Origin of the sequence: Phenylobacterium zucineum HLK1, assembly GCF_000017265.1 — a bacterium.
GTDB classification, from domain to species: Bacteria; Pseudomonadota; Alphaproteobacteria; order Caulobacterales; family Caulobacteraceae; genus Phenylobacterium; species Phenylobacterium zucineum.
On the sequence record NC_011144.1, the window covers coordinates 1,575,337 to 1,601,853 of the forward strand.

The 26,517-nt window shown below is 71.9% G+C and carries 22 protein-coding genes and 1 tRNA gene; 14 read left to right on the forward strand and 9 right to left on the reverse strand.

Going from position 1 to position 26,517, the window contains the following annotated elements; genetic code table 11:
• The first annotated feature begins 81 nt into the window (after window positions 1–81).
• Together PHZ_RS21595 and PHZ_RS07660 are read left to right on the forward strand one after the other, a co-directional pair.
• Window positions 82–615, forward strand: coding sequence for a GNAT family N-acetyltransferase (locus PHZ_RS21595; RefSeq protein WP_012521951.1), 534 nt, complete (start codon window positions 82–84; stop codon window positions 613–615).
• 12 nt (window positions 616–627) lie between these two features.
• Window positions 628–2,010: a sodium-dependent transporter gene (locus tag PHZ_RS07660; RefSeq protein WP_012521952.1), complete on the forward strand. Its 1,383-nt coding sequence runs from the start codon at window positions 628–630 to the stop codon at window positions 2,008–2,010.
• 4 nt (window positions 2,011–2,014) lie between these two features.
• On the opposite strand, the gene PHZ_RS07665 is transcribed toward PHZ_RS07660, so the two are convergent.
• Both PHZ_RS07665 and PHZ_RS07670 read right to left on the reverse strand, forming a co-directional pair.
• A complete protein-coding gene (locus PHZ_RS07665) occupies window positions 2,015–2,479 on the reverse strand; it encodes a DUF3617 domain-containing protein (RefSeq protein WP_049758171.1) in 465 nt (154 codons plus the stop codon).
• 133 nt (window positions 2,480–2,612) lie between these two features.
• A complete protein-coding gene (locus tag PHZ_RS07670) occupies window positions 2,613–3,650 on the reverse strand; it encodes a peroxiredoxin (protein ID WP_012521953.1) in 1,038 nt (345 codons plus the stop codon).
• A 184-nt stretch (window positions 3,651–3,834) separates the two neighbouring features.
• Here PHZ_RS07670 and gyrA point away from each other — a divergent pair, with 184 nt between their 5' ends.
• From gyrA to PHZ_RS07700, 6 genes are all read left to right on the forward strand, one after another.
• A complete protein-coding gene (gene gyrA / locus PHZ_RS07675; protein WP_012521954.1) occupies window positions 3,835–6,633 on the forward strand; it encodes a DNA gyrase subunit A in 2,799 nt (932 codons plus the stop codon).
• 78 nt (window positions 6,634–6,711) lie between these two features.
• Window positions 6,712–7,206 carry a pantetheine-phosphate adenylyltransferase gene (gene coaD / locus PHZ_RS07680; RefSeq protein WP_012521955.1) on the forward strand — a complete coding sequence of 165 codons (495 nt, stop codon included), beginning with the start codon at window positions 6,712–6,714 and terminating at the stop codon, window positions 7,204–7,206.
• A 57-nt stretch (window positions 7,207–7,263) separates the two neighbouring features.
• Window positions 7,264–8,127, forward strand: coding sequence for a peptidylprolyl isomerase (locus PHZ_RS07685; protein WP_012521956.1), 864 nt, complete (start codon window positions 7,264–7,266; stop codon window positions 8,125–8,127).
• On the forward strand, window positions 8,127–8,588 hold the full coding sequence (locus PHZ_RS07690) for a peptidylprolyl isomerase (protein ID WP_012521957.1): 462 nt from the start codon (window positions 8,127–8,129) through the stop codon (window positions 8,586–8,588). The genes PHZ_RS07685 and PHZ_RS07690 overlap by 1 nt, the downstream gene beginning before the upstream one ends.
• Window positions 8,585–9,142, forward strand: a complete 558-nt coding sequence (locus tag PHZ_RS07695) for an HD domain-containing protein (protein WP_012521958.1) — start codon at window positions 8,585–8,587, stop codon at window positions 9,140–9,142. The genes PHZ_RS07690 and PHZ_RS07695 overlap by 4 nt, the downstream gene beginning before the upstream one ends.
• A gap of 2 nt (window positions 9,143–9,144) precedes the next feature.
• Window positions 9,145–9,609 carry a hypothetical protein gene (locus PHZ_RS07700; RefSeq protein ID WP_012521959.1) on the forward strand — a complete coding sequence of 155 codons (465 nt, stop codon included), beginning with the start codon at window positions 9,145–9,147 and terminating at the stop codon, window positions 9,607–9,609.
• Here the strand turns inward: PHZ_RS07700 and PHZ_RS07705 are convergent.
• Window positions 9,578–10,552, reverse strand: coding sequence for an endonuclease/exonuclease/phosphatase family protein (locus tag PHZ_RS07705; protein ID WP_012521960.1), 975 nt, complete (start codon window positions 10,550–10,552; stop codon window positions 9,578–9,580). The two genes, PHZ_RS07700 and PHZ_RS07705, sit on opposite strands and share 32 nt — an antisense overlap.
• 67 nt (window positions 10,553–10,619) lie before the next feature.
• Here PHZ_RS07705 and queA point away from each other — a divergent pair, with 67 nt between their 5' ends.
• Entirely contained in the window at window positions 10,620–11,693 is a 1,074-nt protein-coding gene (gene queA, locus PHZ_RS07710; RefSeq protein ID WP_012521961.1) for a tRNA preQ1(34) S-adenosylmethionine ribosyltransferase-isomerase QueA, read from the forward strand.
• A complete protein-coding gene (gene tgt, locus PHZ_RS07715; protein WP_012521962.1) occupies window positions 11,693–12,808 on the forward strand; it encodes a tRNA guanosine(34) transglycosylase Tgt in 1,116 nt (371 codons plus the stop codon). Before queA ends, tgt begins: the two co-directional genes overlap by 1 nt.
• A gap of 6 nt (window positions 12,809–12,814) precedes the next feature.
• On the opposite strand, the gene PHZ_RS07720 is transcribed toward tgt, so the two are convergent.
• The 3 genes from PHZ_RS07720 to PHZ_RS21600 form a co-directional block, all read right to left on the reverse strand.
• A complete protein-coding gene (locus tag PHZ_RS07720) occupies window positions 12,815–13,417 on the reverse strand; it encodes a hypothetical protein (RefSeq protein WP_012521963.1) in 603 nt (200 codons plus the stop codon).
• A gap of 72 nt (window positions 13,418–13,489) precedes the next feature.
• Window positions 13,490–13,564 (reverse strand) — tRNA-Lys (locus PHZ_RS07725).
• Window positions 13,565–13,777: 213 nt separating this feature from the next.
• Entirely contained in the window at window positions 13,778–16,054 is a 2,277-nt protein-coding gene (locus tag PHZ_RS21600) for a family 16 glycosylhydrolase (RefSeq protein ID WP_012521964.1), read from the reverse strand.
• 379 nt (window positions 16,055–16,433) lie between these two features.
• Between PHZ_RS21600 and PHZ_RS07735 the strand changes: the two genes are divergently transcribed.
• Window positions 16,434–18,215, forward strand: coding sequence for an autotransporter assembly complex protein TamA (locus PHZ_RS07735; protein WP_041373331.1), 1,782 nt, complete (start codon window positions 16,434–16,436; stop codon window positions 18,213–18,215).
• Window positions 18,212–22,372 carry a translocation/assembly module TamB domain-containing protein gene (locus PHZ_RS07740; RefSeq protein ID WP_012521966.1) on the forward strand — a complete coding sequence of 1,387 codons (4,161 nt, stop codon included), beginning with the start codon at window positions 18,212–18,214 and terminating at the stop codon, window positions 22,370–22,372. Before PHZ_RS07735 ends, PHZ_RS07740 begins: the two co-directional genes overlap by 4 nt.
• Here PHZ_RS07740 and phhA read toward each other — a convergent pair.
• Window positions 22,369–23,241, reverse strand: a complete 873-nt coding sequence (gene phhA / locus PHZ_RS07745; RefSeq protein ID WP_041373332.1) for a phenylalanine 4-monooxygenase — start codon at window positions 23,239–23,241, stop codon at window positions 22,369–22,371. The two genes, PHZ_RS07740 and phhA, sit on opposite strands and share 4 nt — an antisense overlap.
• Window positions 23,242–23,370: 129 nt before the next feature.
• Window positions 23,371–23,700 (reverse strand): heat shock protein HspQ, encoded by a 330-nt coding sequence (gene hspQ / locus PHZ_RS07750; RefSeq protein WP_041373333.1) that lies wholly within the window; start codon window positions 23,698–23,700, stop codon window positions 23,371–23,373.
• Between the two features lie 159 nt (window positions 23,701–23,859).
• On the opposite strand from hspQ, the gene PHZ_RS07755 reads away from it, so the two are divergent.
• Window positions 23,860–24,936 (forward strand): Ppx/GppA phosphatase family protein, encoded by a 1,077-nt coding sequence (locus PHZ_RS07755; RefSeq protein ID WP_012521969.1) that lies wholly within the window; start codon window positions 23,860–23,862, stop codon window positions 24,934–24,936.
• On the forward strand, window positions 24,933–25,652 hold the full coding sequence (locus PHZ_RS07760; protein ID WP_012521970.1) for an RlmE family RNA methyltransferase: 720 nt from the start codon (window positions 24,933–24,935) through the stop codon (window positions 25,650–25,652). The genes PHZ_RS07755 and PHZ_RS07760 overlap by 4 nt, the downstream gene beginning before the upstream one ends.
• Here the strand turns inward: PHZ_RS07760 and PHZ_RS07765 are convergent.
• The gene (locus tag PHZ_RS07765) at window positions 25,624–26,517 is read right to left on the reverse strand and encodes a LysR family transcriptional regulator (protein WP_012521971.1); all 894 of its coding nucleotides are present in this window, start codon (window positions 26,515–26,517) and stop codon (window positions 25,624–25,626) included. The genes PHZ_RS07760 and PHZ_RS07765 overlap by 29 nt on opposite strands.

The following is a 26,517-nucleotide window of genomic DNA, read 5'->3' on the forward strand; positions in this document are numbered from 1 at the left end:
GTCTATTCGTTCGAAAAACGCCGGTCTCGGAGGCAATGAGGCGGCCCGCGCCAGAGGGCGCGAACCGCTTCGAGCCTGAAGATGAACGAACTGGACCTCCGAAGGGCGGTCGCCGGCGACGGCGACGCGCTCGAAGACCTTCAACGGAATTCAATCACCGGCGTGGCCGCGGCGCATTACAGCCGCGCCCAGGTGGCGGCCTTCCTGCGCTGCACCGCCGGCGCCCTCCGCGCGCACATAGAGCGGGCCAACATCTGGGTGCTGACGGACCGCGGCCTCGTCGTGGCCTGCGCCGGCTGGCATCCCGCCGGGGCGCTGGCCGACCATATCGCAGCGCCGGTCGACCCGCGCGCGGTCGAGGTGCGGTCTGTCTATGTGCGCTCCGGCTGGACCCGCCGCGGGCTGGCTGCGCGCCTGCTGGACCGCGTGGAGGAGGACGCCCGGGCCTTCGGCGCCGACCGGGCGGACCTGCACGCGATGCGCGGCTCGGAGCCCTTCTACGCGGCCCGTGGTTACGCCGCCCTCGGCGACATGAGCTTCAACATGGGCGGCGTGCCGTTCCCCGGCCTCCGGATGACCAAGCCTCTCCGAGCGGCTGAACGCCTCACTCTCTGAAGGTTGACGACAATGACGATCGCAGACTCCGCCGCCTCGGGCGCGCGGACGCAAACCGGTGCGGCCGACGCCGCGCCCGAGTGGTCCTCGCGGGCCGCCTTCATCGCCGCGGCGGTGGGCTCGGCCGTGGGCCTCGGGAACATCTGGAAGTTCCCCTACATGGCCGGGGTCAGCGGCGGCGGGGCCTTCGTGCTGACCTACCTCGGATTCGTGGCCCTCGTCGGCGTCCCGGTGCTGATCGCCGAGCTGCTGCTCGGCCGGCATGGCGGGCCCAGCATCGTGCAGGCCCTCGGTCGGATGGCGGCCGGCGCCCGGGGAGGGCGGCTGTGGAACGGCCTGGGCTGGTTCGTCGCGCTGACGGCCCTGGGCGTCCTCAGCTTCTACAGCGTGGTCGCGGGTTGGGCGCTCGCCTATGCGGCCAAGGCGGCGGTGGGCGGGCTCTCGGCCCTGACGCCCCAGGCCAGCACCCGGACGTTCGACGCCCTGCTCGCCGACCCGGCCCAGATGATCGCCTGGCACACCCTGGTGATGGGCGCCGTCGTCGCCATCGTTGCGCGCGGCGTGAAGGGCGGCATCGAGCGGGCCGTGCGCTGGCTGATGCCGCTCCTGACGGCGCTGCTGGTCGTGCTGGCGGTCTACGCCGGCGGGGTGGGGGATTTCGCCCGCGCCGTGGAGTTCCTGTTCCGGCCCGACGTCTCGGCGCTCACCCCGGAGGTCGCCATGGCGGCGGCGGGGCACGCGTTCTTCACCCTGTCGCTGGGGCTGGGGGCGATGATGGTCTACGGCGCCTATGTACCGAAGTCGGTCTCGATACCCCGGGCGGCGGTCTGGGTGGCGGCGGCCGACACCGTCTGCGCCCTGCTGGCGGGGCTGGCGATCTTCCCGCTGGTGTTCGGCTTCGGCCTCGATCCGGCGGCGGGGCCGGGCCTGATCTTCGTGACCCTGCCGGTGGCGTTCGCGGCCATGCCCGGCGGCGCGGTGGTCGGGGCGCTCTTCTTCCTGCTGATCGTCGTGGCGGCGCTGACGTCAGCGGTGGCGCTGATCGAGCCTCTGGCCGCCGCCCTGGGCGGCGCGGGCGAGCGTCGGCGGGTCTGGACCCTGCGCCTGGCCGCCGGAGCGTGGGCGCTGGGCCTGGCCTCGGTGTTCTCGTTCAACCTGTGGTCGGACGTGCGGCTCTTCGGCCAGACGGTGTTCGACTTCATCGCCCATGTGACCGGCGACCTGGCGTTGCCCCTGGGCGGGCTGGGCTTCGCCGTCTTCGCCGGCTGGGTCGCCGGCCGTTCGCTCACCGCGGCCGACTTCGGCTCGCCGCGCGTGCACGCGGCCTGGCTGCTGCTGGTCCGCTTCGTCGCGCCCACCGTGCTGGCGCTGGTGTTCCTGGACCTGCTGGTCTGAGCCCCTAGTTCGCGTTCGCCTCGGCGATCGCCTCGGGCGTCGGACAGACATCGCCGATCCGGCGGGCCTCGGTGGAGGCCCGTCCGGAGATGTCCAGGCCCAGGAACTCGGTGGCGATGGTGGCCGTCAGGTTGAAGCTGGTGGGGGTGTAGGCGCCATCGCCCTCCACCGCGACCTTTCGGCCCTTCTTGCTGACGCAGGTTCCCTTCAGGCTGATCTTGCCGCCGGCGATCACCTTGTGCGGATAGGTGCACTTGTAGTGGCGGTTCGAGGGGCCAGCCATGAACTTGTCCACCTCGGCCGGGGTGATGCAGCGCTTCTCCACCTTGGTCTGGCGGATCGGCGAGAGCAGCCGGTTGGTGGATTCCCAGTAGCCGGGCTGGATCGGCGGGGCGGCCGACGCCGTGGCGGGGAGGGCGGCCAGGACGAAGGCGGGCAGGACGAGCGCGGCGAGGAGCGGACGTTTCATTCGGATCGAGCTTGCTGTGGCGTTGCGGCCTGAAGGTGGCGGACGGCGGATGAACCCGAGCTTACCGGGCGTCGGGCCGAATGGTTCCGGCCGACATATAGGGCGGGGGGGCTCCAGCCGCGAGCCGCCGCCGTCAGGACGGGGCTTCGGTTCCAGCCGTGCGCGCCTCGTAGGCCGCGCGTACCTCGGCCCCCGCGTCGTCGAACAGGAACGGGACGAAGGCGTAGCGGCGCCCCTCCATCACCGGCAGGGCCTCGTGCATCAGGCCGCAGGCGAAGACGCAGACGCCGCCCACCGGCGGTCGGTAGGTGGCCGGGCCAAACTCCGGGAACCGCAGGTCGCCGCCCTCGAAGCCGTCGTTCAGGTTGATCGAGCAGGCGAACGCACGGTGGGCGGTGCCGAGGGTGGTGTTGTCCCGATGCGGCCGGAAGACGCCGCCGTCGGCCTCGTCGTAGCAGCTGACCAGGTATCGCTCGATGTGCGTGGCCTTGAAGCCGAGCGCACGCTCGATCAGCGGAAACAGCCGCCGCTCCAGCCTGGTCCTGAGCGCTTCCACCAGTCCGGGATCGCGCACGACCACGTCCCGCCGCCGCTTCAGCTCGTCCATGACGTAGACGGTGCGGTCGCCGGCGTCGCGCATCACGCCGGTGAATGCGCCGCCATCGCCCTCGTGCAGTTCGATCAGGGCCCGGCAGAGCTCGGGCTCGAGGATCCTGGGCGCGATCAGCACCGGCGCATGCAGCGGGGCGCCGGCATGGCGCTCCGGCGGGCCGAGCCTGCGCACCAGCTCGAGCACCTGCTGCGTCTCCTCCATGGGCGCGCCCCCCATGGAACGCAGGGTCGGGTCCAGCAGCAGCCAGTGCGGCCGGTCCGCCAGGAAGCGGGCGGCGATCGCCCCGTCGGGGTCCAGCAACCAGCGCAGGCCGCGCATGTCCTTCAGCCCCTGGAGCGCCTCCGGATCGCGCACCACCACGAACGCCGAGGCCTGGCGGTCGTCGAACAGGGCCTGGTGCGCGGCGAGGGCCTTGAGCGCGACGGCGCGGCCCTCAGGCTCGTGCGGTGGAAAGAGCATCAGCACGTAGCGCCCGGCCGAGCTGTCGAAGACGAACTCGGGGCTGGAGGCGGTCGGCGCCGTGAACCACGGCGCAGGATCCCCGACGGCGAGCGGCATGCCTACTCCTTGCGCTGGCCGCCTTCATAGGCGTCCGCGGCGGCGCGGTCACGCTCGCCACGCCTATGGCCGCCCTTATGGGACTCATGCGCGCACGCGCGCGAGGGCGGTGGCGTCCGCGGCTTCAGAATGCTAACAAACCTTCCTACGTAAGCAGTCCGATTCTAACGGCTAATTCCCTCCTTTGACCGACGAAACCCATACCCCACCGGACGACCGGCGCGGGGGCGTCGCCCCTATAGCCATCGAAGACGAGCTGAAGCGCTCCTACCTCGACTACGCGATGAGCGTGATCGTGAGCCGGGCGCTGCCGGACGTTCGCGACGGCCTCAAGCCCGTGCACCGCCGCATCCTGTTCTCGATGAACGAGCAGGGGCACACGCCGGACCGGGGCTATGTGAAGTCCGCCCGCGTGGTCGGCGACGTGATGGGTAAGTACCACCCGCACGGCGACGTCGCGATCTACGACACCATGGTCCGCATGGCGCAGCCGTTCTCGATGAACCTGCTGCTCATCGACGGCCAGGGCAACTTCGGCTCGGTGGACAACGACCCGCCGGCGGCCATGCGCTACACGGAAAGCCGCATGACCCGCGCCGCCATGGCGATCCTGGCGGACCTCGACAAGGACACGGTCGACTTCAAGGACAACTACGACGGCTCCGAGCAGGAGCCGGTGGTCCTGCCCTCGCGCATCCCCAACCTGCTGGTGAACGGCGCCGGCGGCATCGCCGTCGGCATGGCCACCAACATTCCGCCGCACAACCTGGGCGAGGTGGTGGACGCCTGCCTGGCCTACATCGACAATCCCGAGATCGGCCTCGACGAGCTGCTGGACATCGTCCCGGGCCCCGACTTCCCGACGGGGGGCGAGATCATCGGCCGCTCGGGCGCGCGCCAGGCGCTGATGACCGGCCGCGGCTCGGTCATCATGCGCGGCAAGGCGACCATCGAGGAGGTGCGCAAGGAGCGCGAGGCGATCGTCATCACGGCGATCCCCTACCAGGTGAACAAGGCCGCCCTCGTCGAGCGCATCGCCGAGCTGGTCCGCGAGAAGCGGATCGAGGGCGTCGCCGACCTGCGCGACGAATCCGACCGCGACGGCATGCGCGTGGTCGTCGAGATGAAGCGGGACGCCTCGGCCGAGGTGATCCTGAACCAGCTCTACCGCTACACGCCCCTGCAGAGCTCGTTCGGCGTCAACATGCTGGCGCTGAACCGCGGCCGGCCCGAGCAGATGGGCCTGCGCGAGATGGTCACCGCCTTCGTGGATTTCCGCGAAGAGGTGGTCGTCCGGCGGACGAAGTTCGAGCTCTCGAAGGCGCGCGACCGGGGCCACGTGCTGGTCGGTCTCGCCATCGCCGTCGCCAACATCGACGAGTTCATCCACATCATCCGCTCGTCCAAGGACCCGACCGAGGCCCGCGAACGGCTGGTGGCCAAGGACTGGCCGGCCGGCGACATGCTGCCGCTGGTCGAGCTGATCGCCGACCCGCGCACCCTGGTGATCGACGGGAACAAGATCCGGCTGACCGACGAGCAGGCCCGGGCGATCCTGGCGCTGACCCTGTCGCGCCTCACCGGCCTCGGCCGCGACGAGATCTTCGGTGAGGCCCGCGAACTGGCTGGCGTGATCCGCGGTCACCTCGAGATCCTGGCCTCGCGCGAGCGGGTCATGGCCATCGTGCGCGAGGAGCTGGTGCAGGTCCGCGAGCAGTTCGCCGTGCCGCGCCGCACCGAGATCGTCGAAGGCGACGCCGACGTCGAGGACGAGGATCTGATCGCCCGCGAGGAGATGGTGATCACTGTCACCCACGGCGGCTACGTGAAGCGCACGCCGCTCGCCACCTACCGGACCCAGCACCGGGGCGGGAAGGGGCGGTCGGGCATGGCCACCAAGGAAGAGGACGCCGTCACGCGGGTCTTCTCGGCCAACACCCACACGCCGATGCTGTTCTTCTCGAGCGGCGGCAAGGCCTACAAGCTCAAGGTGTGGCGCCTGCCGCTCGGCACGCCCACCTCGCGCGGCAAGGCCTTCGTGAACCTGCTGCCCATCGAGCCCGGCGAGAGCATCACCTCCATCCTGCCGCTGCCCGAGGACGAGGCGACGTGGGATCAGTACGACGTGATGTTCGCCACGCGCTCGGGCAACGTCCGGCGCAACAAGCTCTCGGACTTCGTGGACATCCGCCGCAACGGCAAGATCGCCATGAAGCTGGACGAGGGCGACGCGATCATCGGCGTCGGCGTGTGCAACGCCGGCCAGAACGACGTCCTGCTGACCACCGCGCTCGGCCGCTGCATCCGCTTCGCCACCGAGGAGGTCCGTGTGTTCGCCGGCCGCGACTCCACCGGCGTGCGCGGCATCCGCCTGGCCGAGGGCGACAGCGTCATCTCCATGGCCATCCTGCGCTCGGCGCCGGCGACTCCGGCCGAGCGTGCGGCCTACCTGAAGCACGCCAAGGCGATGCGCATCGCCACCGGCGAGGCCGAGGAGGGCGAGGAGACCGCCGCCCCCGAGGAGGAGGACGAGGCGAACGGCGAGGAGGCTGCGCTCGGCCCCGAGCGCCTGGCCGAGATGGGCGCCGCCGAGGAGATCATCCTGACGGTCTCCACCGAAGGCTACGGCAAGCGCACCTCGGCCTACGAGTTCCGCCGCACCGGCCGCGGCGGCCAGGGCCTGCTCGCCCAGGACCTCACCAAGCGCGGCGGCAAGCTCGCCGGCTCGTTCCCGGTGGACGAGGGCGACGAGATCCTGCTGGTCAGCGACCAGGGCCAGCTCATCCGGATCCCGGTGCGCCAGGTCCGCCTCGCGGGCCGCAACACCCAGGGCGTGATCATCTTCCGCAAGAGCGCGGACGAGCACGTCGTCTCGGTGGAACGCCTGGCCGAGCCGGCGGGCGATGACGAGGTCGAGGACGGCGACATCGGGGGCGAGGACGGGACCGACGCAGGAACCGACAACGGGGGCGACGTGGCGTAAGGCAGCCAACTTTCGCTTGCCAGGCGCCCGGTCGGCGGGCCAAAGGCGAAACCCGTGAGTTGGGGGGACCTGAGCCTTATGACCCGCGTCGGCCTCTATCCGGGCACCTTCGATCCGATCCACAACGGCCACACCGACATCATCGGTCGGGCCGCCAAGCTGGTGGACAAGCTGGTGCTGGGCGTCGCCATCAACGCCGGCAAGGGCCCGCTCTTCTCGCTGGAGGAGCGGGTGGCGATCGTCGAGGAGGCCATTGCGCCGCTGCGCGACCGCGTCGAGATCGTGGTCCAGCCGTTCGAGGGGCTGACCATGCACTTCGCCCGGGAGGTTGGGGCCAGCGTCATCGTCCGCGGTCTGCGGGCCGTCGCCGACTTCGAGTTCGAGTTCCAGATGACGGCCATGAACCAGCAGCTCGACCGGCAGATCGAGACTGTTTTCTTCATGGCCGACCCGCGCCACCAGGCCATCGCCTCCAAGCTGGTCAAGGAGATCGCGATCCTGGGCGGGGAGATCCACAAGTTCGTGAGCCCGGCCGTCGAGGCCCGCCTGCTGGCCAAGGTCGGCCGCGCCTGATCGCTGCTCCTGATCGCGCTCTGGCCCGAGCGGGGCGGCGCCTGTACGAGTGACCCGATGAACCTCAAGACCGTCCTGATCGCCGCGGGTCTCGCGGCGTGCGCTCCTGCCGCCGTGGCCCAGACGGCTTCCCAGACCGCCGCCCAGACCGCGGCCGCCGCACCGTCGGCCGCCGACTGGCGCGTGCCCAATCCCGACGACGTCCTCGTCATCGACACCAACAAGGGCCGCATCATCGCCGAGCTGGTTCCGGAGGTCGCGCCCGAGGCGGCCGGCCGGATCCGGACCCTGGCCAAGCGCGGCTTCTACGACGGCCGGACCTTCTTCCGCGTCATCGAGGGCTTCATGGCCCAGACGGGCGATCCGCAGGACAACGGCACGGGCGCTTCCGAGCTGCCCGACATCCCGGGCGAGTTCGTCTTCCGCCGCGGCGCCGACCTGCCCGTCGTCGTCGCCGACAACCAGCAGGTCGCCGAGGTGGGTTTCGTGAAGTCCCTGCCGGTCACCAGCCAGAGCATGATGCTGGCGCCGCTCACGGCCGACGGGAAGGTCCAGGGGTGGGGTCTGTTCTGCAAGGGCGTGGTGGGCATGGCCCGCGGCCAGGAGCCCGATTCGGCCAACAGCCAGTTCTTCCTGATGCGCGACGACTACCCGCGCCTGGACAAGCGCTACACCGCCTTCGGCCGGGTCCTCTCGGGCCAGGAGGTGGTGAACGCCATAAAGGTGGGCGAGCCCGTGCCCGAGCCTCAGGACCGGATGGAGCGCGTGCGCGTTCTCTCCGACATCCCGCCGGCCGAGCGGCCGCAGATCCGCGTGATCGACCCCGCCGGTCCCTGGTTTAAGGCCGAAGTCGCCCGGGTGAAGGCCCAGGGCGGCCTGTTCAAGGCCTGTGACGTGAACATTCCTGCCGAGGTGAAGTGATGGACGCCGAGAACACCCTGATCATGGAGCTGGAGAGCGGTCCGGTGACCATCAAGCTCCGGCCCGACCTGGCGCCCAAGCACGTGGAGCGCATCAAGGAGCTGGCGCGGGAGGGCTTCTACGACGGCGTGGTCTTCCACCGCGTGATCCCGGGCTTCATGGCCCAGGGCGGCGATCCCACCGGCACCGGTTCGGGCGGCTCCAAGAAGCCGAACCTGCCGGCCGAGTTCAGCCGCGAGCCGCACGTGCGCGGCGTCTGCTCGATGGCGCGCACGCCGAACCCGAACTCGGCCAACAGCCAGTTCTTCATCTGCTTCGACGACGCCACCTTCCTCGACGGCCAATACACCGTGTGGGGCGAGGTCACCGAGGGCATGGAGCACGTCGACGCGCTGCCCAAGGGCGAGCCGCCGCGCGAGCCGGGCAAGATCGTCTCGATGAAGGTCGCCGCGGACGCGTGACGCCGGGCCTCGAGGCCGCCTACGCCGAACCGCACCGGCGCTACCACACGCGCCGGCACATCGAGCATTGCCTGGAGATGCTGGACGCCGTTCCCGACCTCACGGACCGGGAGCGGCGCCTGTTGACCTGGGCGATCTGGTGGCATGACGCCGTCTACGATCCGCGGGCTTCGGACAACGAGGCTCTCAGCGCCGAACTCGCGTGCCGTGAGCTGCCGGCGCTCGGCGCCGCGCCCGACGAGACTGAGGAGGTCGCCCGGCTGATCCGCCTCACGGCCGGGCATTCCGTGGACGCGGGGGACCGACTGGGCGCGATCCTGGTCTCCATCGACCTCGCCGTCCTGGGCGCGGCGCCCGCCGACTACGACGCCTACGCCCGTGCGGTGCGGGAAGAGTACGCGCACCTGCCCGACGCCGCATGGCGCGCGGGCCGCTCCGCGGTGCTGCAACGCTTCCTCGAGGCGCCGGTTATCTATCCCGACCCGCGCATCCGGGCGGCGCGGGAAGCCGCCGCGCGCGCGAACCTGGCCCGGGAGCTCTCGTCGCTGAGGTAGGCATGGCGCCGCGCCTGAAGGTCTTCGTCACGTCGGACGGCCTGACCGACTACGTGGTCGCCACCTCGTCGAAGGTGAAGGCGCTCGCCGCCTGGGGCAGCCACCAGGACCTGTTCAAGACGGGCCTCGCCCACCAGACCGACGATCCCGAGCTCATCGAGGCCGCCGCGGCGCAGCCGGGTGAGGTCCTGCGCCGGCCCGCCGGCACGCGGGGCGAGCTGGCGAAGCTCAAGCCCGCGAAGCCGAAGGCGCAGAAGGGGCCGTCCAAGGCGGCGCTCCGGAAGGTGGCCGACCTGGAGAAGAAACTTGCCGATCAGGTGGCCGCCGACGAGCGGGCTCTGGCGGCGCTGGAGGCCAGGCGCGAGGCCCTGGAGCGGCAGATCCGCGAGCTGCGGGAGAGGCAGGCGAGGGAGGTCGGCCGCCTCGAGGACCGGCTCAGCGCGGCGCGGCGGGCGCTAGAGACATGACCACCGGATAGTGGTCCGAGCCCAGCCGCGGCCCGCGTTCGACGCTCACCGTCGCCCAGTCCGAGCCGGCGTAGACGTGGTCGATGGCGAGGAAGGGAAACCAGCCCAGCCAGCGCAGTCGCTTGTACTGCAGCGCCGGCCAGGTGAGCAGCGCCCGGTCGCGCCGGATCAGGCCGAACTCGGCGTCCCAGCGCCGGCGCGAGAACGACCAGGGCGCTGAGTTGAAGTCTCCCGCCACGATGGTGCGTTCCCGCGGGCCCATGGCGATCACCTCTGCGAGGCCGGCCTCCTGCGCCTGGTGGTCCTCCATGTCGGTGGGCCAGGCGTAGTGGACGCCGATCACCGCATAGCGCCCCCGCCGGTCCCGAAAGACCGCGCGGGTGAGGGGGCCGGGATTGGGGCCGCGCAGGCGCACCGCTTCGCTGCGGATCGGCGGGCGGCGGCTGAGGATCATCACCTCGCAGGTCGCGCACGAGACGTGCCAGCCGGCCAGGCCGCGCACCTTCTCGCGGAGCGGCGGAGACGTTTCCTCCATGACCACGACGTCGGGATCCTGGGCCAGGACCCAGTTCAGGGTATCGTCCAGGCTTCCGTTGCGGGACCAGAGGTTGATCTGGACGACCTTCAGCTGATCCTCGGCGTCCGGCGGCGCCTTCGGGCCGGTGTCGCGCAGGACCTCGGGAGCCATCAGCGCGCCGGCCGCCAGCACGGCCGTTCCGGCCATTCCCAGGATGAGGGCGCGCGCATAGCCGCGGAACAGGAAGGCGGCCAGGAGGGCCGCGAGGCCGCCCGCCAGCCAGAGCGGCGCGAAGTGGGCCAGGATGTCCCAGCGCAGGCTCACCCGCCCGAAATGGGCGGCGACGGCCGCGCCCGCGCAGAGGGCCCCGCCCAGGAACACCGGCGGGGCGAAGAGCACCGTGAAGGCGACTCGCAGGGCGTGCATCGCCTTCGCCTAGCATGGCGCGAGCCTTGACGCGCCTGCGGCCCCGTGGCCTTCACGCGGACCCGCCATGAAACTCGCCGACTTCGACTTCGACCTGCCCGAGGAGGCCATCGCCCTCCGGCCCGCGAACCCGCGCGACGCCGCGCGGCTGCTGCTCGTCGAGCCGGGGCAGGACTTCCGCGACCTCGCGGTGCGCGACCTGCCGGGGCTGCTGCGGGCCGGCGACGTGCTGGTGCTGAACGACACCCGCGTCATCCCGGCCCGCCTGAAGGGCGTCCGCACCCGCGAGGGGAGCCGCGTGGCCGTGGAGGCGACCCTGCACCAGCGCAAGGCGGGCCACGTCTGGACCGCCTTCATGCGCCCCGGCAAACGCCTGGCGCCCGGCGACCGGGTCAGCTTCGGCGAGACCGACGACCGGGCGTGCTTCCTCGGCGCGCTCGACGCCACGGTGAAGGAGAAGGGCGAGGGCGGCGAGGTGACCTTGGCCTTCGACCTTTCGGGCCCGGACCTCGACGCCGCGATCGCCGAGCGCGGGGCCATGCCGCTGCCCCCCTACATCGCCGCCAAGCGGGCCGAGGACGAGCAGGACCGCGCCGACTACCAGACCGTCTACGCCGAGGAGGACGGCTCGGTGGCCGCGCCGACCGCGGGGCTGCACTTCACGCCCGAGCTGCTGGCGAGGCTGGCGCAGGCCGGGGTCACGACCGAGCGGGTCACCCTGCATGTCGGCGCCGGCACCTTTCTGCCGGTCAAGACCGAGGACATCTCCGAGCACCGGATGCACGCCGAGTGGGGGGAGGTGGACGCCGCGACGGCCGATCGCCTGAACGCCGCCCGCGCGGCCGGCGGCCGCATCGTCTGCGTCGGCACCACCTCGCTGCGGCTGCTGGAGTCGGCCGCCGGCGAGGACGGCGTGGTCCGCCCGTTCCGGGACGAAACCGCGATCTTCATCACGCCGGGCTACCGTTTCCGCGCCGCCGACGGGCTGATGACCAACTTCCACCTGCCGAAGTCGACGCTGTTCATGCTGGTCTGCGCCTTCGCGGGGACCGACACCATGCGGGCGGCCTACCGCCACGCCATCGAGACCGGCTACCGCTTCTATTCCTACGGCGACAGCTCGCTGCTCTGGAGAGCCTGATGGCCGCGTTCCCGTTCACCATCGCCGCCACGGACGGCAAGGCGCGCACCGGCGTGCTCTCCACGCCTCGCGGCGATATCCGGACGCCGGCGTTCATGCCGGTGGGCACGGCGGGGACCGTCAAGGCGCTGACGGTGGAGCAGGTGGCCGCGACGGGCGCCGACATCCTGCTGGGCAACACCTATCACCTCATGCTGCGCCCGACGGCCGAGCGGGTCCGCAGGCTGGGCGGCCTGCACAGGTTCATGCGCTGGGAGAAGCCGATCCTGACGGACAGCGGCGGCTTCCAGGTCATGTCGCTGTCGCAGATCTCGAAGGTCACCGAGGACAGCGTCACCTTCCAGAGCCACCTGGACGGCAGCCGGCACGTGCTGACGCCCGAGCGCTCGATCGAGATCCAGGCCGACCTGCTGGGCTCCGACATCGTCATGCAGCTGGACGAGCTGGTCGCCCTGCCGGCCGAGCGCGACCGGGCGGCCGAGGCCATGCGCCGGTCCGCGCGCTGGGGACAGCGGTGCAGGGACGCGTTCGGCGCGCGCGAGGCCCAGGCGCTGTTCGCCATCCAGCAGGGCGGCACGGACGAGGCGCTGCGCGCCGAGTCGGCCGAGCGGCTGCGCGAGATCGGCTTCGACGGCTACGCCATCGGCGGCCTGGCGGTGGGCGAGGGCCACGAGGCCATGTGCGAGGTGCTGGACTATGCGCCCGGCATGCTTCCCGCCGAGCGGCCGCGCTATCTGATGGGCGTCGGCAAGCCGATCGACATCGTCGAGGCGGTCTACCGCGGGGTGGACATGTTCGACTGCGTCCTGCCCACCCGCTCGGGCCGCCACGGCCAGGCGTGGACCTGGGACGGGCCGCTGAACCTGAAGAACGCCCGCTTCGCCGAGGACGAGGAGCCGCTCGACCCCACCATCCCCGTCTCGGCCAGCCGCGACTATTCGAAGGCCTATCTGCACCACCTGGTGAAGGCCGGCGAGATCCTGGGCCAGGTGCTGCTGTCCTGGCACAACGTGGCCTTCTTCCAGGCGCTGATGGGCGAGATGCGCGCGGCCATCGCCGAGAGGCGCATGGAGGCCTTCCGCCGCGACTTCGCCGCCCGCCAGAAGGCGCGCTGAGCCCCGCTAGGGCCGTCCCTGCGGGAGGTCCTCGGGACGCGTCGGATAGCGCGGCTGAAACCGCCGGTCCGGATCGGGCGGCGGCGTGCCGGCCTTCTCGTGGCTGGGCGTCGCGGGCGGGTTGCAGCCCTTGGCCTCGCCCAGCCCCTTCAGATAGGCCCGGCGCACCCCGCCGGCGTAGATCGCGTCCCGAACCAGCCGGTCGTGCCGCTCGGCGCCCGAGAGCTTGCGCACCCAGCCGCGGAAGGGGATGGCGTCCGACGCCAGGTCGGCGGCCGCGCCCAGGGCGGTCTCGCGGCTGCGATCGAAGGGATCCTGGTCCTGCACCGCGATGCGGTCGATATCGGGGCCCAGCGCCTCGTCCAGCGGACGGACGAGGGCGATCAGCTGTTGGCAGCGGTAGCCCTTGGGCGGGCGCTCGTACGGGTCGGCCATGGCCTGCAGCAGCACCGGCGGGATCTTGGTGCGCAGCAGGTTCAGGTCCCGCAGGGGCGCGGTGGCGGCGCCTTCGACGCTCTCGCGCTTGACCTCGTCCGAGGTCTTCACCTGGGCGAAGGCGGCCGACGTTGCGAAGGCGGCGGAAACGGCGATCAGGACGACGGCGCGCATGGGATCAACATACCGCGACTTGCGGCGCAGGTAAGGCGGAGGAGGCCGGGCAGGCGGTGAGGGCTTCGCGGGTGGTAGGCCGGCTGGGATTCGAACCCAGGACCATTCGATTAAAAGTCGAATGCTCTACCACTGAGCTACCGGCCCGCACGCGGGGCCGCGAAGCGGCGCGGACCATAGGCGCCGCACCTTGCCGGCGCAAGCGCCCATGGCCTGGATTCGCCGCGCCCATACACTAGATTCAGAGCCGCTGCGGCGGGCTACGACGGCCGACCGGCGCGCCCATCACGGGCCCCAGCAAGGACGGTGGGTCAAAGCATTCCGCAAGGGCGCTTTCCCGCCGCAGCACCGCCTCCAAGCCTAGCGGATCACCCAGTCGGAGGCCCCCAGGCTCCAGGGGGAGACGCCGGGCAGGTGCAGGAAATAGCTGCCCCAGGGATCGCCCGAGCCCCAGCCGTCTGCGTCGTACAGCACCTTGCTCCCGCCCGCGCCGTCGTCGATCACCCGCAGGCGGCCGTCGGCGACCGGATCCGAGCCCCAGTAGCCGCTCCCCTCGAACAGGCCGCGCAGGTCGAGGACGTCGCCGTCCCGGAAGTCCGTCACCTGGATCGGCGCCCAGGGCAGGTCGGCGAAGGCGAAGCGGTCGGCGCCGTCGCCGCCCGTCAGCACGTCGTGACCGCGGCTGGCGTTCAGGGTGTCCGCGCCGGAACCGCCGGTGAGGCGGTCGCCGGGGAAGCCGGAGGTCAGCACCATGCCCGCGGCCGGTCCGCCGCCGGGCGGCGGGGCGCCGGGGCCTGGCCCTGGACCAGGGCCAGGACCGGGCGGGTGCGCGGTTCCCCCGGTCAGGGTCTCGGGGGTCAGGCCGACGGTGGAGACGCCGCGCAGGTGCGCCACATAGTCGGGCCAGGCGCCGCCCGGTCCGTCCGGGTCCACGCAGACCTTGGTCCCGCCCATGCCGTCGTCCATCAGCACGACGCGCTCGGCGGCCGGTGCGCCGTTCAGAAGGCCGCTCAGGTCCAGCCGGTCGACCCCGACCTGGAAGTCGTGGATCTCGGTCGGCGACCAGGGCGTCCGGTGGAAGGCGAACACGTCGCCGCCGCCGCCGCCGGTCATCTGCTCGCCGCCGTTGCCGGCGGTCAGCGTGTCGGCGCCCGCGCCGCCGGTCATCACGGCCCCGAAGCCGTCGGACGTCAGCGCCATGCCGGCGCCCCCGTTATCGCCCGGCGGCGGCGAAGGAGGCGGCGGCGGAGGCGGCGGCGCCGGGGCGGGCGCCTCGGCTCCCGGCAGCGCCCAGGCCTTCACGTAGTCGACCTTCAGCTCGGCCGGCCAGGGCGTCGTCCCGTCGGGCGAGCCCGGCCAGTTCCCACCGACCGCCAGGTTGACGATCATGTGCATGGGCTTGTCCATGTCGGCCGGAGTGGCCGTCCGCCAGATCTCGGTCCCGTCGACGTAGAAGACGATCTCCTGCGGGCTCCAGAGCGCGCCGTAGGTGTGGAAGCCGTCGCCGGGGGTGTAGTTCTGCAGGCCGGCGGCGGGAACGGCGTTCGAGTGGATCGCCGTGTACGGCACGTTGGTGTCCGACCCCAGGCCCTCGAGGACGTCGATCTCGTTGTTGTTCTCGCCCAGCAGCCAGAACGCCGGCCACAGCCCCTGGCCCTCAGGCAGCTCGGCCCGCATCTCGAAGTAGCCGTAGGTCTGGGTGTAGTGGGAATCCAGCATCCCCGAGGTGTACTCGTAGCCCCACATGTTCTGGGCCTGCCAGCCGGACGGCTGGGCGGTGATGGTCAGCATGCCCCCGCCCACGCTGTAGGGATTGAGCCCGAGCGGCGCGCCCGTCGTGCCCTTGAAGTCCGGCGCGACATAGACCTGCAGCTCGCCGTTGCGGGGCAGGGTGAAGCTGTTCAGCCCGTCGCCGGCGTAGCCGAAATTGGTCTTCCAGACCGAGCCCAGCTGCAGGCTGTCGAACTCGTCCACGAATGTCGGCGCGCCGAGGCGGCCGTAGTCCAACGGAAGCTGGAAGTCGCGGGCGGCGAACTGGCCGATGCTGGCGTTGCGGAAGACGACCTGCGTCCCGCCGTCGTTCAGCACGACGTCCGACCCCTGCTGGCTCATGGCGGCCTTCACCTGGTCGAAGCTGGTGAGGTTCCCGCCGACGAGGCGCACCTTGTCGGACCAGGACTGGAAGTCCTGGATCACCTTGTTCCCCTCGCCCTGCCTGACGATGAAGGTGTCGGCGCCCCCGCCGCCGATCAGCACGTCCTCGCCCCGGCCGCCGTAGATGAACTGATCGCCGTCCAGCCCCTGGACGATGTTCGCCTGGTCGTTGCCGGCCGCGTAGCTGCCGCCGCCGAAGACGACGAGGTTCTCCACGTTGTCCGGCAGGGTGAAGGACGACCAGATCTTCACCGTGTCGACGCCGCCGCCCGCCCATTCGGTGACCACGTCGCGGCTGTCGCGCACCCAGTAGAAGTCGTCTCCGCCGCCGCCGGCCAGGGTGTCGTGGCCGCCGCCGCCCTCGAACTCGTCGGGGCCGTCCGATCCGTAGATCGTCTCGCTCGCCCAGGAGCCTTTGACGTAGCGCACGCCAGCCTGGTTCGTCTCGGGCAGCAGGGCGCCCGAGGAGTTTCGATAGCCCATCGAGGAACTCCGATCGTTTTCAGCAGCTTTTGGATGGGTCAGCCGGCGGCCTGACGACCGCGCGGCGCGTCCCCGCGACAAAATGCGCCTTAGTAGACGCTTCCGGCCGCGGCAATCCGATACTGTTGTGAAGCTTTCAGGTTATTGTCGATAAGTCGACGGGGCTGCGGCGGCCGGTCGCAGCCGTCGAGTAAAGCCACATTTTGGACGTGGATGCATGGGTATAGTGCCGCTACGGCGGCGCTTGTTTACTTTCATCGACCTGTTGCGATGCCGCCGAGCCCCGTCACGATTCGCCTTTGATGGACTCGCTCGCCCTGCACGTGACAGGCGCCGGCCGCGCCGCTACAGGGAAGGGGGGGCTCGCGGGGAATCGAGCTTGGGTCGACTGATCTATGCCGTCGCCGCTGCGGCGGCCCTGTGCGTCCAGGGACTGGGCGCGGAAGCCCGGGCCGAGCCGCGTGCGCGCGTCGAGGGCGAGCTCGGCGACGACCTGCGTGATGCGATCCAGCGCGCGATCGGCGACATCGACGATCCCATCGAGACCCGCTTCGAGGCCCGCCGCCGCGCCCGCGCCGCGGCCGAGGACGCCATCGCCGTTCTGCGGTCCGAAGGCTACTACGCCTATTCCGTCGAACCGGACGTCAGCGAGAGCGATCCGCCGGTCCCGCTGGTCCGCATCCAGCCGGGGCCGCGTTTCACGCTGGGCGAAGCGGCCATCGACTGGCAGGGCGAGGCGCCTGACGAGCCCAGCCAGGCCGCGGCCCGGGACGCCGTTGACCTGGAGCCGGGCGCCCCCGGTCGGGCGGCCGAGGTCGTGGCCGCGGAGGGCCGGATCGTCGCCACCCTCCAGGGCCGCGGCTACGCCGACGCCTCGCCCCGGCCGCGCGAGGTGATCGTCGACCACGCCGACGACAGCCTGACCCCCACCTATCGGATCGCCGCCGGGCGGCTGGTCCGCCTCAACGGGGTCGAGCTGCGCACCGACGGCCGGACCCGGCCCGCCTGGGTGGACGGGCTAGCGCCCTGGACCCCGGGCGAGCGCTACAGCCCGGACAGCGTGGGGGAGCTGGAGCGGCGGCTGCTGGACACCGGCGTCTACGATTCCGTCACCGTCGCGCTGGCGCCGGCCGAGCGGGAGACCGCCGAAGGCCTGCGGCCGGTGGTGGTGAGCCTCGCCGAACGCAAGCGGCGGTCGATCGAGGCGGGGGCGAGCTATTCCACCACGGACGGCGCGGGCGTCGACGTCCGCTGGACCCGCTACAACGTGCTTGGCCGCGCCGACACCCTGGCGGTTCTGGGCCGCCTGTCCGAGCAGGACAGCCGGGTCGGCGTGGACCTGACGCTGCCCCACTGGCGGCGGGCGCAGCAGACGCTGGTGCTGGGCGCGGCCGCCTACGACGTCTCGACCGACGCCTATGACGAGACCGGCTTCGGCGTGCGGACCGACGTCACCCGCAGATACGGCAAGACGTCGTATCTCACCGTCGGCGGGACTCTGGACGCCAGCCGCACCAAGGATCGCCGTCCCGAGGACCTCTCCAGCCTCGGCCGCGACATCGTTACGGCGTCCGTTCTCGGCGAAGTGCTGCTGGACCGCTCGAACGATCCCCTCGATCCGCGCCGCGGCTGGCGGGTGGCCGCCCGGGCCGAGCCCACCGTCCTGCTGGGCGAGGAGAACCTGCCGTACGTGCGCGTGCAGGTGCAGGGAACGGGCTATCTGCCGCTGGACGACCAGGCGCGCACGGTGCTGGCGGGACGGCTGCGGGTCGGGCGGATCCTGAACGGAAGCATCCCCGAGGTGCCGGCCTCCCGCCGCTTCTTCGCCGGCGGCGGCGGCTCGGTGCGCGGCTTCCCCTACCAGGCCGTGGGTCCCAGGCTCGCCGACAACACGCCGAAGGGCGGGCTCTCGCTGTTCGAGGCCTCGGCCGAGGTGCGCCGCGACCTGACCGAGCGTTGGGGCGTGGCGCTATTCGTCGACGCCGGCTCGGTCGGCTCCAGCGGGGCCGTGGACCTGGGCGACCTGGCGGTCGGGGCAGGCTTCGGCGTGCGATACAACCTCGGCTTCGCGCCGATCCGGGTGGACATCGCCACGCCCGTCTCCAACCGGCGGGGCGAGGCGGCCTTCCAGATCTACCTCAGCATTGGGCAGAGCTTTTGAGCGAGCCCGAAGACACCCCGCCGGTCCCGGCCGCGCTGAAGCGCTCGGCGCTTCCGAAGACGATCGTCGCGATCGCCGTCGTCGTGCTGGTCGTGCTGGCGGGCCTGTTCGCGGCGACTCGCTGGGGCGTGCTGACGCCCCAGGCCCGGCTGATGATCGAGGCCCGCACCGACGGACTGAAGCTTGGCCGGTTCGGCGAGCTGACCCTCGAGGGCCTGTCGGGCGACGTATGGCGCGACTTCCGGGTCCGGCGGCTCACCATCCGGGACGAAGAGGGCGTCTGGCTGGAGGCGAGAAACCTTCACATCCAATGGCGTTATCTCGAACTCCTGAGGCGACGTTTCGACGCCGACCTGGTGGAGGCCGAGCAGCTTCGGCTGATCCGCCGCCCCACCCTGGGGCCCAAGGGCAAAGACCGCGGACTGCCCGTCTCGTTCCACATCGACCGCCTTCGCACGCAGGTCGTCCTCGAGCCGGAATTCAGCTTCCGCCGCGGGGTCTACGACCTCGACGGCCGGCTGGCGCTGGAGCGTCGAGGCGGGCGCAGCGGGCGGATCACGGCGCTCAGCCGGCTCCATCCGGGCGACCGCCTGCACGTGGACTTCGCCTTCGGGCCGATGCGGCCGCTGCGGCTGACGGCGGATGCGGTGGAGGCGCAGGGAGGAGCCCTGGCGGGCGCCCTCGGTCTGGCCGCCGACCAGCCGTTCGAGCTGACGGTGCGCGCTTCCGGCCAGGCCTCGGAGGGCCAGTTCCTGGCGCTGGCGCGGTCCGGCGAGCTGGTCCCGTTGCGCGCCCGCGGAGCCTGGAACCCGGCGGGCGGCCAGGCCGGCGGGCGCATCCTGCTCTCGGCCTCGACGCTCACGAGGCCGTACATGGCGCGCCTCGGCCCGGAGGTGCGGTTCGGGATCGCGGGCCGGCAGGCCGAGACGGACCTGCACGCGCTCGCCGCCAGAGTCTATGCCGAGAACCTCGCGCTCAGGCTCGACGGGCGCGGCAACCTGGGCGAGCGGCGTCTTGGACCGCGCGGCGTGGCCGTGGAGGCGCAGGTCCCGTCGCTGAAGCGGCTGGCGGGCGGCCCGCAGGCCGGCGCGGCGCGGGTGTCGGGCCGGCTCACCGGCGCGGGCGCGGAATGGCGCTTCGCCGGGGCGGGTGCGGTCCAGGATCTGCAGCTCGCCGGCTACGGTCTCGCCCGCGTGTCGGGGCCGATCGAGATCGTCCGCACGCGCCGGGAGATCGGCGTGGAGGCGCAGCTTTCGGGAGCCGGCGGCCGCGGGGACGGCTTCCTGGCCGCGGTGCTGGGCGGCGCGCCGAGCGTAGCGCTCGACGGGGCCCGGCTCGCCGATGGTCGCCTCCTGCTGCGCGGGCTGGACGTCGCCGGCCGGGGCCTGGAGGTGGAGGCCAGCGGCGGCCGCAGCCTGCTCGGCGCCCTGACGTTCAAGGGCCGCGCCGAGGTCTCGAACCTCGCCGCCTGGCGTCAGGGCGCGGCCGGCGGAGCGGGCATGACCTGGTCGGCCTCGCAGGCCCGCACCGGCGCGCCCTGCACCTTCACAATCGACGCCCGGGGCCGCCGCCTCGCCACCGGAATGGAGGAGCTGGACCGTCTGCTCGGGGCCCAGCCCAGGCTGCAGGCGCAGGCGAACTGGCAGGCCGGCGCGCTGTCGGTCGCGCGGGCGAGTCTCGACGGCGCCGCGCTCGACGCCCGCGCCGCCGGCGCCATGCGGCGGGACCGCACCCTGGCCTTCAAGGCCGACTGGAACGCCGCCGGCCCCTTCCGCGCCGGACCCGTGGAGATCACCGGCCGGGCGCGCGGCGAGGGAGCGCTGACCGGCACGGTGGGCGAGCCGCGGCTCGACCTGCTGGCCGACATCGAGGCCGTCGACGTGCCGCGCCTACCGCTCAAGGACGCCCGGGTGACGCTCAGCTTCGTGCGCCGGCCGAGCGGCTCCAGCGGCGCCGTGGCCGTGGCCGCCGAGAGCGCCTATGGCCCGGCGCGGGCGCGGTCGGACTTCCGCTTCCCCGAGGGTGGCGTGGATCTCACCGACCTGTCCGTGGACGCCGGCGGCCTGACCGCCTCGGGCTCGCTGTCGCTGCGCCGCCGCAGCCCCTCGGCCGCCGACCTGTCGCTGGACGTCGTGCGCGGCGCCTTCCTGGACGCCGGCCGGGTATCGGGCGCGGTGCGGATCGTGGATGCGGGCGCGCCCCGGGCCACGCTGGACCTGCGTGCCCAGAACGCGCGGCCGGCCGGCTCGGCGCTGACCATCCGCAACGGACGGATCACGGCGGATGGCCCTCTGGAGCGACTGCCGTACACGGCGCTGGTCGAGGGCGCGTCGCGCCGCGGCGCCTGGCGGATCGACGGCCGCGGCGTGCTGGCGGACACGGGGCCTGGCTACACCCTGACTTACCAGGGCGCGGGCCGCCTCGGCCGCCGTGACATCAGCACGGTCGAGCCGGCGGTCTTCCGCTTCGGCGGGGGCGAGCGGGCGGCGCGCCTGCGGCTGGCGGGCTCGGACGGCGGCCGGATCGACGTCGACGCCGTCCTGGGCGAAACGGCGGTGGACGTCGACGCGCGGGTCGCCGGGGTGACCCTCGGCATGTTCGATCCCGACCTCGCCGGACGCATCGACGGCACGCTTACGCTGGCCGGCCGCGGCTCCGAGCTGACGGGCGGGTTCGAGGCCCGGCTGGCTGACGCGCGCGGGCGCGGCGCCCCGGCCGACCAGGGCATGGACGGCGTGGTCCGTGGCCGGCTGGCCGGTGACGCCCTGCGGCTGGAGGCCGAGACCCGCAACGAGCAGGGCCTGCGGGCCGACGCCGATCTGATGCTCCCCGCCGTGGCGACCGCTGCGCCCTTCCGCGTCGCCATCGCGCGCCAGCAGCCGATGCGCGGCCGGTTCTTCGCCGAGGGCGAGGTGCGGCCGCTGTGGGACCTGCTGTTCGGCGGCGAGCGGGCGCTCGCGGGCTACGTCCGCACCGAGGGGACGCTGGGGGGCACGCTGGCCGATCCCAACGCCGTCGGCCGCTTCTCCGTGGAACGCGGCCGTTTCGACGACGGCGGCACGGGCCTGTCGCTGCGCGACGTGACCTTGCAGGCCGATTTCACCCGCAACGCGGTCAACGTCACCCAGGCGAGCGGCGTGGACGGGCAGGGGGGCTCGGTGTCGGGCCAGGGCCGGATCAGCCTGCTGCGCGACGGCGTCTCCAGCTTCCGGCTGGACCTGCGGAGCTTCCAGCTCATCGACAACGAGATCGCCACGGCGGAGGCGAGCGGCCGGGCCACCATCGCCCGCGCCGCTGACGGAAAGGTCCGGCTCTCGGGCGATCTCACGATCGACGAGGCCGAAGTGGCCGCCGACCTGCCGACCCCTTCCGGCGTCGTGGCCATGGACGTGAAGGAGATCAACCGGCCGCCCGAGCTGGACGCGGGCGTTCCGCCGCCCGCGACGCGCGGTTCGGGCTGGCTGCTCGACGTGAACCTGAAGGCGCCTCGACGCGTGTTCCTGCGCGGTCGCGGCCTGGACGTGGAGCTGTCTCTGGACGCGCACGTGGGCGGCACCACGACCCGCCCCGACCTGTCGGGCGTCGCCCGTGTGGTCCGCGGCGACTACGAGTTCGCGGGCAAGCGGTTCGAGTTCGACGACGACAGCGTCGTCTACCTCGCCACCCAGCCGCAGAACATCCGCCTGCAGCTCGACGCCGTCCGGGACGATCCGACCCTGCGGGTGACCGTGCGGATCCGCGGCACGGCGGCCCGGCCGGAAGTCACCCTGGCGTCCTCGCCCAGCCTGCCGAACGACGAGATCCTGTCCCAGGTGCTGTTCGGACGTTCGGCCGCCCAGCTCTCGCCGGTGGAGGCGGCCCAGCTCGCCTCGGCGCTCTCCTCGCTCACCGGCGGCGGGGGCCTGGACGTGATCGGCAACCTTCGGGCCTTCGCCGGCCTCGACCGGCTGGCGTTCGGCGGCGGCGACGAGTACGGCGTCACCGTCTCGGGGGGCAAGTATCTGACCGACGACGTCTATCTGGAGCTCACCGGCGGCGGGCGAGAGGGCGGGGCGGTCCAGGTCGAGTGGCGGGTGCGCCGCAACCTGGCGATCATCTCGCGGGTGACGGGCCTGGGCGAGAACCGCCTCGCGGTCCGCTGGCGCAGGGACTACTAGGCCGCCGTGCGCCCGCCGGCCTTGGCGTAGGCCTGGGTGCCGCGGGTGAAGACCCGATCCGTCGGGAGGACCGCCTCGATCGGCACGTCGCTGGCCGCGGCCAGGCGCGCATAGATGGGGGCGAAGTCCTGCAGCGTGGCGTCCAGCAGGCTCTGCAACGAGGGGATCACGAAATAGACCTGCTGGAAGTCGTCGATCCGGTAGGGCGTGCACATCACGCGCTCCAGATCGAAGCCCAGCCGGTTGGGGGAGGGATCGTCCAGGGCGAAGATCGACTCGGCGCGGCTGGACACGATCCCGGCGCCGTAGATCCGCAGGCCCTGCGGCGTCTCCAGCAGGCCGAACTCCACGGTGTACCAGTAGAGGCGGGCCAGGTTGTGCAGCCGCCCAAGGCCAAGGGCGCGGCGTCCGCCCTCGCCGTAAGCCTGCATGTAGTCGGCGAAGACCGGATCGGTCAGCATCGGCACATGGCCGAACACGTCGTGGAAGATGTCCGGCTCCTGCAGGTAGTCCAGCTCCTCCGGCTTGCGGATGAACTGGCCCGCGGGGAAGCGGCGGTTGGCGAGGTGGTCGAAGAAGACGTCGTCCGGCACCAGACCCGGCACCGCCACGACGGTCCAGCCGGTCAGGCGCCTCAGCTCCTCGTTGATGCGGGCGAAGTCGGGAATCCCGGCGCGGTGCAGGTCCAGCGCCTCCAGCCCCTTCAGGAACGGATCGGCTGCGCGTCCGGGCAGGAGGGCCGCCTGCCGCTCGTAGAGGGTGATCCAGACGTCGTGGTCGGCCCGCGAATAGGCGTCCCAGTTCTGGTCAATGGTCCAGTCGGGCCGCGCGCCGGGGGGCGGGCCCTCGAAATGGCCGTCTCCGCTCATGCTCGGGAGAATGGACCCGTGTTCGCGGAAGTTCCGTTCTGAATGGGCCCGCAATCGGCTAGTTGCAGGTGAAACTTTTCCCGACCGGCGCCGCTGCGAAGAGGTTATTTCTCCGGCGCCCGTCGCCGCTTAGTGGCTGATCCGCGGGCGCAGCTTGTACTGGCCCTCGCCGAAGGATTCGAAGAGCAGCGTGGCCTGCGGATGGCCCACGGGCTGGCCGCTCTCGTCTGGGACCAGGTTCTGCTCCGAGACATAGGCCACGTAGGCGCTGTCGTCGTTCTCGGCCAGCAGGTGGTAGAACGGCTGGTCCTTGTGCGGCCGGATGTGTTCCGGGATCGAGAGCCAGTATTCTTCGGTGTTGTTGAAGGTCGGGTCCACGTCGAAGATCACGCCGCGGAAAGGATAGACGCGGTGGCGGACGACCTGGCCGATCGTGAATTTGGCGAGTCGCGTGCCCATGAACTCGAATCTAGACCCCATCTGCTGACTGGAAGGTGAACGTAGCGCCGTCGCGCGGCCGTTCAAAGGCTGCGCTTCCGACGCCGTCAAGCGCTTGCTACAGTCGCCGCGAAATGAGGCGGCTCCCCTGGGTCGGCCTGCGAAGGACGGAAGCAGTCCATGAATGAGGCGCCGCGCGCGCCGGGCGCCCGCGACGGGCGCGACCGGATGAGGTCTGCCGGTGAGCCGCCCTGCTATGCGGCCCTGGACCTCGGCACCAACAACTGCCGCCTGCTGATCGCCACGCCCTCGCCGACGGGCTTCCGGGTGGTCGAGGCCTATTCGCGGATCGTTCGGCTCGGGGAGGGCCTGACCCAGAGCGGACGACTGTCCGAGGCGGCCATGGAGCGGGCCCTGGCCGCCCTGAAGGTCAGCGCCGAGAAGGTGCGCCGGCGGCGCGTCGTCCGTTTCCGGGCCATCGCCACCCAGGCCTGCCGGATCGCCGAGAACGGTCCCGCCTTCGTCGAGCAGGTGGCGAACGAGACGGGCGTGCGGCTCCAGATCATCCCGCCGCAGGAGGAGGCCCGCCTGTCGGTCACCGGCTGCCTGAACCTGCTGGACCGGGCGATGGAGGCGGCCCTGGTCGTGGACGTGGGCGGCGGCTCCACCGAGCTCTCCTGGGTGGACCTGAAGGAGGCTCCTCCCGAGGGCATGCCGCCGATCCGGGCGTGGCTCTCGGTGCCGATCGGCGTGGTCACGCTGGCCGAGCGCTTCCCCGAGGGCGAGGCGGCCACCGAGGGCTGGTTCCGCGCCATGGTCGAGACGGTGAAGACCGAGATCGCCGCCTTCCGCCGCGCCGATCCGCTGAAGCCGGTGTTCGAGGCCGACCGGGCGCACCTCGTCGGCACTTCGGGGGCCATCACCAGCCTGGCGGGCATGCACCTCGAACTCCCCCGCTACGACCGCAGCCGCGTGGACGGCATCTGGATGAGCCGGGACGAGTGCGACGCGGCCGCCGGACGCCTCCTGGCGCTGAACGCCCGCGAGCGCGCCGACCAGCCGTGCATCGGCCCCGACCGCGCCGACCTGGTGCTGGCCGGCGCCGCGATCCTGCAGGCCGTGCAGGAACTGTGGCCGTGTTCGCGAGTCCGCGTGGCCGACCGCGGCCTGCGGGAAGGCATCCTCCTCTCCCTGATGTCCGAACGCGGGGGCCGCCGCCGCCGCAGGCGCCGCCGCGGCGGCCGGAGCCCGTCATGACCGAACCGCCCCGCAAGCGCATGGTGAAGCCGCCGACCGGCGGGCAGGAGGGCGGCCGCGGCAAGCCCGCGCGCCTGAAGACCGCCAAGCAGCGCACCCCGTCACAGCAGGCCTGGCTCGAGCGCCAGGTGAACGATCCTTTCGCCGCCAAGGCGCGAGCGCTGGGCTACCGCAGCCGGGCGGCCTTCAAGATCAGCGAGATCGACGACCGCTTCCACCTGTTCCGAAAGGGCGTGCGGGTTGTCGACCTGGGTCTCGCCCCCGGCGGCTGGACCCAGGTGGCCATCCAGCGGGGCGTCACCGACATCGTGGGCGTCGACCTGCTGCCGGTCGAGCCCCTGCCGCCGGCGCACATCCTGCAGATGGACTTCACCGACCCGGCCTGCGGTCCCAAGCTGATCGAGCTGCTGGGCGGTCCCCCGGACGTGGTGATATCGGACATGGCGCCCAACACCATCGGCCATCGCGAGACCGACCACCTTCGCATCGTCGGCCTCATCGAGGCGGCGATCGACTTCGCGGTCGAAGTGCTGAAGCCGGGCGGGACGTTCGTGGCCAAGGCCTTCCAGGGCGGCGGCACCGACCAGATCATCGCGGGGCTGAAGACCCGCTTCAAGGACGTCCGCAACATCAAGCCGAAGGCCAGCCGGCAGGACAGCTCCGAGGTCTTCCTGGTCGCGACGGGGTTCAAGGGGCGGGCGGCTCCGGCGTCCTAGCGCCTTCCGCCACCAGCCAGTCGCGGAACTTCGAAAGGGCCCGGCTTTCCGCCCCCGGCGTCGTCAGCATCGCGAAAGCGCTGGCCGAGCGGTGGAAGCCCGCCGGCGCGACGAGCCGACCCCTCCGCACCTCGTCCACGCACAGCGGCCACGACAGCACCGCCGCGCCCAGGCCGGCCAGCGCCGCGTCCATTGCGAAGTGGACGTGGGCGAAGGGCCGCTCGTTGACCAGCGGCAGCTCCAGCCCGGCGAGCTCGGCGAAGATCGGCCACGCCTCGGGGTGGGTGACGGCGGCCAGCCGCGGCGCGGCCAGCACGTCGTTCCCGTGCCGGGCGGCGCACTCCGGCGACATCACCGCGCCCAGGGCGTTGCGGATGAAGGGCGTGCAGTTGGGATCCGAGAGGCGGGCGAGGGGCACGATCCTTACCACGGCGTGGGCGCCGCGCTGGGAGGTGGCGTGCGGCGCCAGCTCCGACAGGTGCAGGCGGATGTCAGGGTGCCGGGCCTGGAAGCCGGCCAGGCGGGGGATCAGCCATTTCACCGACAGGCTGGCGTTGACCGCCACATGCAGGTCCTCCCCGCCCTGACGCGTCCGCCGCACCGCCGCGTCGATCCGGTCGAACGCCTCGGTGAGAGAGGGGGCCAGATCCCGGCCCGCGGGCGTCAGGGCCAGGCGATGCTTCGGCCCCGAGATGAGCCGCACGCCCAGGCTCGCCTCCAGCGCCTTCACCTGGCGGCTGACGGCCGACGGCGTCACGTGCAGTTCCTCGGCCGCCAGCGTCACCTTGCCGGTGCGCGCCACAGCCTCGAAGGCCCGAAGCGCGTTCAGGGATGCCGGCGGGCCGCTTTTGAGTTTTTCGAACAT